This is a genomic window from Streptococcus sp. NLN76 (assembly GCF_015686645.1).
In the GTDB taxonomy this organism is placed as follows: domain Bacteria; phylum Bacillota; class Bacilli; order Lactobacillales; family Streptococcaceae; genus Streptococcus.
This window is the reverse complement of sequence record NZ_JADPMS010000071.1, coordinates 1-5,121: the sequence shown is the minus strand read 5'-3', so window position 1 is coordinate 5,121 and position 5,121 is coordinate 1. Positions and strand designations below refer to the sequence as shown.

Here is a 5,121-nt window from a genome sequence, read left to right as displayed (position 1 = left end):
GGTTGGAGGTAAAATGAAGGGCTGGGTAACAGACTTTGTAATGAAGACTGAGCAACAAGGAGGATAAGAAACAACCATGAGTCCTTTCCATAACTCTATTGTTCTGGGAAACATTGCAATAGTCAAGTATTTATACAATTATTGTTCAAACTGGGTTTTAATAACCCTCTAAACTTATATTACGAGGAGGTTTGAAGATGTTAACGAAAAACATTGCCTCTGAATATGGTGCTGCGAATATTCAATGTAATGGGATAGGGCCTGGCTATATTGCAACGCCGCAAACAGCCCCACTCCGCGAAATCCAAGAAGACGGTAGTCGTCATCCCTTCGATCAATTTATTGTTGCTAAAACTCCAGCTGCACGTTGGGGGGAAGTGGAAGATTTAGTAGGTCCTGCAGTGTTTTTAGCGAGTGATGCTAGTGATTTTGTAAATGGCCACATCCTATATGTAGATGGCGGAATCCTTGCCTATATCGGCAAACAGCCATCCGATTAATCTTGTTTGTTGTGAAAGTTGAAAGGAGTTTCGTATGAAGATTGCACTTATTAATGAAAATAGTCAGGCGTCTAAAAATAGCTTGATTTTCAAAACATTGAAAGAAGTTACCGATGAAAAAGGTTATGAGGCCTTTAACTACGGCATGTATGGAGTTGAAGGAGAAAGCCCTTTAACCTATGTTCAAAATGGTCTTTTAGCTTCTATTCTTCTGGTCAGTAAAGCAGCTGATTTTGTGATTACTGGCTGTGGAACAGGTATTGGAGCTTTATTGGCTGCTAATAGCTTCCCAGGTGTTACTTGTGGGTTCGCTTCAGATCCTACAGACGCCTATCTATTTTCTCAGATTAATGGCGGGAATGCTCTATCCATTCCGTTTGCTAAAGGATTCGGCTGGGGAGCAGAGTTAAATCTTAAATTAATATTTGAACGTCTGTTTGCTGATGAAATGGGAGGAGGCTATCCCCGTGAACGTGCTGTTCCAGAGCAAAGAAACGCCCGTATCTTAAGCGAAATGAAGGAAATAACCTATAAAGATTTACTAACAGTTTTGAAAGAAATTGATCAAGATTTTCTAAAAGAAACAATTGCTGGGGAACATTTTCAAGAATATTTCTTTGCCAATTCTCAAAACGAGGAAATTTCACAGTACTTGAAATCAGTCTTGGAATAGATTAAGAGGGAAGTAAGATGAAAAAGGTATTGTTAATCGGTGAACCCTTAATTCGGATTAGTCCACTACATCATCTTGAGCTTTCGGATGGTGTTGATGCTAAATGTTTTTTTGGGGGTTCTGAAGTGAATATAGCTTGTACCTTACAGGGATTTGGTCAAGAGGCTAAAATTTTTACAGCTTTACCCAAAAATTCTCTAGGGGACCGTTTCTCTACCTTTTTATCAAGTCATGGTATAGATACCAGTTCTATTTTACGCTTAGGTGACCGAATAGGACTTTATTATTTAGAGGAAGGCTTTGGCTGTCGAACAAGCAAAGTTTACTACGATCGTAAGTTTTCAAGTTTTTCCAGTATTGATGAAAGATCTATCACTACAGAAGATGTATTAGATGGGGTTGAGTGGATACATTTTAGCGGTATTACATTAGCGGTTGCAACTTCCGCATCAGTTTGGCTCAAAAAAATCTTAACAGTAGCAAAGTCACTCCATATTCCAATCTCATTTGATTTAAATTGGCGCTCCAGTTTAATAGAGATGAGGAAAGCTAAAACTCTATTTTCAGAGTTTGCATCGCTAGCCGACTATTGTTTTGGCATTGAACCTCTTTTACAAAATCCAGACGATTGGACTTTATTTAATCGTGATGGGGCAAGTGAAGAAGAGCTAGAACATCGGATGTCAATCTTGAAGAAAAAGTACTCCCTAAAAGGAATTTTTCATACCATTCGGCAAGTTGATTCAAATGGCACGCATACCTATCAAGCGTATGGTTTAATGGAAACATTTTATTCCAGTAAAGCATTAAAGACGCAGGTGCTTCAGCGAGTTGGAAGTGGAGATGCATTTGTAGCTGGTGCTCTGTACCAACTACTGCGAGGAAAGGGCATCAAAGATGTTACAGATTTTGCTCTAGCTAGCGGGCTTTATAAATGTAGTTTAGAAGGTGATTTTATGGTTCAGTCAGTTCACAACATCTATTCTATCTTAGGCGAAGCTAGGGATGTCATTCGATAAAGGAGTTGAATTATGGGTTCACAAGAAGTAATTTTACATTTACGAGAGCAAAAATTTGTGGTTGTTTTACGTGGTGACAGTCAAGAGAATGCTTTGAGGGCTGCCTCAGCTTGCATTGCTGGTGGTCTAACAGCTTTAGAGGTAGCTTATACAAATCCAGAAGCAAGTCAAGTCATTCAAGAATTAGCGAAACTCTATCAAGCCAACGCAGCTGTTTTAGTTGGTGCTGGGACTGTCTTAGACGCAGCGACTGCCCGGTTAGCTATTTTAGCGGGGGCTCAATATATTGTCTCCCCATCCTTTAACAGGGAAGTTGCCACTATGTGTCATTTATATGCGATTCCCTATATTCCTGGCTGTATGACCTTAACAGAAATAACTCACGCTCTTGAAGCTGGGTGTCCCATGGTCAAACTTTTTCCAGCCAGTGTGTTAGGGCGGGAGTATATTTCAGCTATTAAGGCTCCTATTCCTCAGGTATCCATTATGGTTACTGGAGGAATCAAGCTAGACACTGTTGGAGAGTGGTTAGATACTGGAGTGGATGTGGTTGGCATTGGTGGTGAATTTAACCGTTTAGCCAGCCAAGGTGAATTTGACAAGATACAAGAGATCGCACGAGGATACTCCAAATTTAGACAATGACTCAGGAATAAGGAGAGTTGAAAATGGTACAGATTATCGTAGTAGCACATGGAAATTTTGCAAGTGGCATTTTGAGTTCTTTAAAGCTAATTGCTGGTGATTTGGAAAATATTTTGCCTATTGATTTTGTAGACGGAATGTCCGCAAGGGAGCTTGGTGATCACGTTGCTTCAGCGATTCCAGAGGATGACAAGACCCTCATCTTAACAGATTTATTGGGTGTAACTCCTTTTAAAGTTAGTATTGAAGTTGCTCAACAGTTCCCTAATGATGAGGTAGTCGTTTTATCAGGCTTAAATTTAGCCATGTTATTAGACGCTAGCTTCTCTCACTTAAACTACGATTTTGAAACTCTTATTGAGAAATTGGTTCAAGTTGGAAAAGATGGAATAGTAGATTCTGTTTCTCTACTAAATCAAAAAGAGGAAACAGCTGTCCTATTTCAAGATGGTATTTTAAAGGGAGGGATTTATGAAGCGGGTTACTGTTGAACCAATTCAAAGAGCAGATCAATTTAAGCAAGAACAGCTATTATCTAAAGAAGAAGTGAAGGCAGCAATTGAACTAGCTGTTGAACAAATTCTTTTGAATACTACCTATTTCGGAGAAGCTTACCCTAGCCCGGCCGCTTCTGCTGATTTCTACTCTGTTATTGAAAATATTGAGTGGACGAATGGCTTTTGGACCGGTTTACTTTGGCTAAGTTATGAATATTCCTCGAATCCTGTTTTCAAAGATTTGGCTCAGAAAAACACGCTGTCTTTCTTAGATCGTGTTCAAAATCGAATTGAATTAGATCATCATGATTTAGGATTTCTGTATTCACCGTCCTGTGTGGCAGATTATAAACTAACAGGGAATCCTCAAGCTTTAGTAGCATCCATCAAAGCAGCGGATAAGTTATTGGAACGTTACCAAGAAGTTGGAGAGTTTATTCAAGCTTGGGGAGTTTTAGGGAAAGCAGAAGACTATCGACTTATTATTGACTGCCTCCTTAATCTACAGTTACTCTTCTTTGCTTCGGAGACGACTGGGAAGCAGCATTATTATGATATTGCGATGAAACATTTCTATACTTCTGTTGAAACAGTTATTCGAGACGACTCCTCAACCTTCCATACCTATTACTTTGATCCGCAAACAGGTACCCCCCTAAAAGGAGTTACTAGACAGGGGTACAGCGATGATTCTTCTTGGGCTCGTGGACAAGCTTGGGGAATCTATGGAATTCCTTTAATCTATCGGAAAAATAGAGACGAAGAGAGCATCGTCCTGTTTAAAGGGGTTACCAACTATTTTCTAAATCGCTTGCCTAAGGACTCTGTTTCTTATTGGGATTTGATTTTTTCAGATGGTAGTGGCCAGGCCCGTGATTCATCTGCGACTGCTGTTGCGGTTTGTGGAATTCATGAGATGTTGAAATATTTACCAGAAACAGATGACGATAAACTAACTTATAAATATGCCATGCATGGCATGCTTCGCTCTTTGATCGAACATTATTCAACAAAAGATTTGAAACCTGGCAAACCTATTTTGGAACACGGAGTCTACTCCTGGCATTCTGGAAAAGGGGTTGACCAAGGAAATATTTGGGGCGATTATTATTATTTAGAAGCCCTAATCCGTTTTTATAAGGATTGGGATCCATATTGGTAGGAGGTAGTATTTTATGGCGACACCGAATATTGTAATGGCGCGTGTTGACGAACGTTTGATTCATGGACAAGGTCAGTTGTGGACAAAGAGTTTGGGGTGTAACACAGTTATTGTTGCAAACGATGAAGTGAGTGAAGACCCTATTCAGCAAACATTAATGAAAACTGTTATTCCAAGCTCTGTTGCAATGCGCTTTTTCTCCTTGCAGAAAGTTATTGATGTCATTCACAAGGCCAATCCAGCTCAGACGATTTTTCTGGTGATGAAAGACTTACCAGATGCCTTAACCCTCGTCAAAGTCTAGTGGTGAAAAGTCAAGTTCAAAGTTCTGAGCAGTTACTCTTTTTTTCAGAAAAAAGGGCGCACTGAAAAGAGCTAGCGAAAAATGATGTTTTTCAATCAATTTTCACTAGATTTTCAAGGAGTGTGCAGATCCTAATAGGTATCTTCCATAAGCCTCCTTGGTGGCGTATAGAGTTGGCGGTTGCGTAGTAGCACATCCACCAGACGCACAAATTTTCTAGCAGTTAAGACGAGAGCTCGTTTATGTTTGTTTTTTGGTACTTCTTGACACTTCTTCTGGTAATAGGCTTTGTATTCTTCGTCATAACGTCTGACAGAGTTG

At 39.8% G+C, this 5,121-nt stretch carries 5 protein-coding genes and 3 pseudogenes; 7 read left to right on the top strand and 1 reads right to left on the bottom strand.

The window, feature by feature from the left end; all coding sequences use genetic code 11:
• Nucleotides 1-182: 182 nt before the first annotated feature.
• The 7 genes and pseudogenes from I1A59_RS09020 to I1A59_RS08990 all read left to right on the top strand — a co-directional run.
• Nucleotides 183-500 (top strand): annotated as a pseudogene (locus I1A59_RS09020) (SDR family oxidoreductase); the annotation flags it as partial.
• 34 nt (nt 501-534) lie between these two features.
• Nucleotides 535-1,173, top strand: a complete 639-nt coding sequence (locus tag I1A59_RS09015) for an RpiB/LacA/LacB family sugar-phosphate isomerase (protein ID WP_196092433.1) — start codon at nt 535-537, stop codon at nt 1,171-1,173.
• Between the two features lie 17 nt (nt 1,174-1,190).
• Entirely contained in the window at nt 1,191-2,192 is a 1,002-nt protein-coding gene (locus I1A59_RS09010) for a sugar kinase (protein ID WP_196092432.1), read from the top strand.
• 12 nt (nt 2,193-2,204) lie between these two features.
• The gene (locus tag I1A59_RS09005) at nt 2,205-2,837 is read left to right on the top strand and encodes a bifunctional 2-keto-4-hydroxyglutarate aldolase/2-keto-3-deoxy-6-phosphogluconate aldolase (RefSeq protein ID WP_196092431.1); all 633 of its coding nucleotides are present in this window, start codon (nt 2,205-2,207) and stop codon (nt 2,835-2,837) included.
• 23 nt (nt 2,838-2,860) lie between these two features.
• On the top strand, nt 2,861-3,328 hold the full coding sequence (locus tag I1A59_RS09000) for a PTS N-acetylgalactosamine transporter subunit IIA (RefSeq protein WP_196092430.1): 468 nt from the start codon (nt 2,861-2,863) through the stop codon (nt 3,326-3,328).
• Complete coding sequence (locus I1A59_RS08995; RefSeq protein WP_196092429.1) at nt 3,309-4,496, top strand: glycoside hydrolase family 88 protein; 1,188 nt, start codon at nt 3,309-3,311, stop codon at nt 4,494-4,496. The genes I1A59_RS09000 and I1A59_RS08995 overlap by 20 nt, the downstream gene beginning before the upstream one ends.
• A 13-nt stretch (nt 4,497-4,509) precedes the next feature.
• Nucleotides 4,510-4,794 (top strand): annotated as a pseudogene (locus I1A59_RS08990) (PTS sugar transporter subunit IIB); the annotation flags it as partial.
• A 137-nt stretch (nt 4,795-4,931) separates the two neighbouring features.
• Here I1A59_RS08990 and I1A59_RS08985 read toward each other — a convergent pair.
• Nucleotides 4,932-5,121: pseudogene (locus tag I1A59_RS08985) on the bottom strand (IS110 family transposase); the annotation flags it as partial.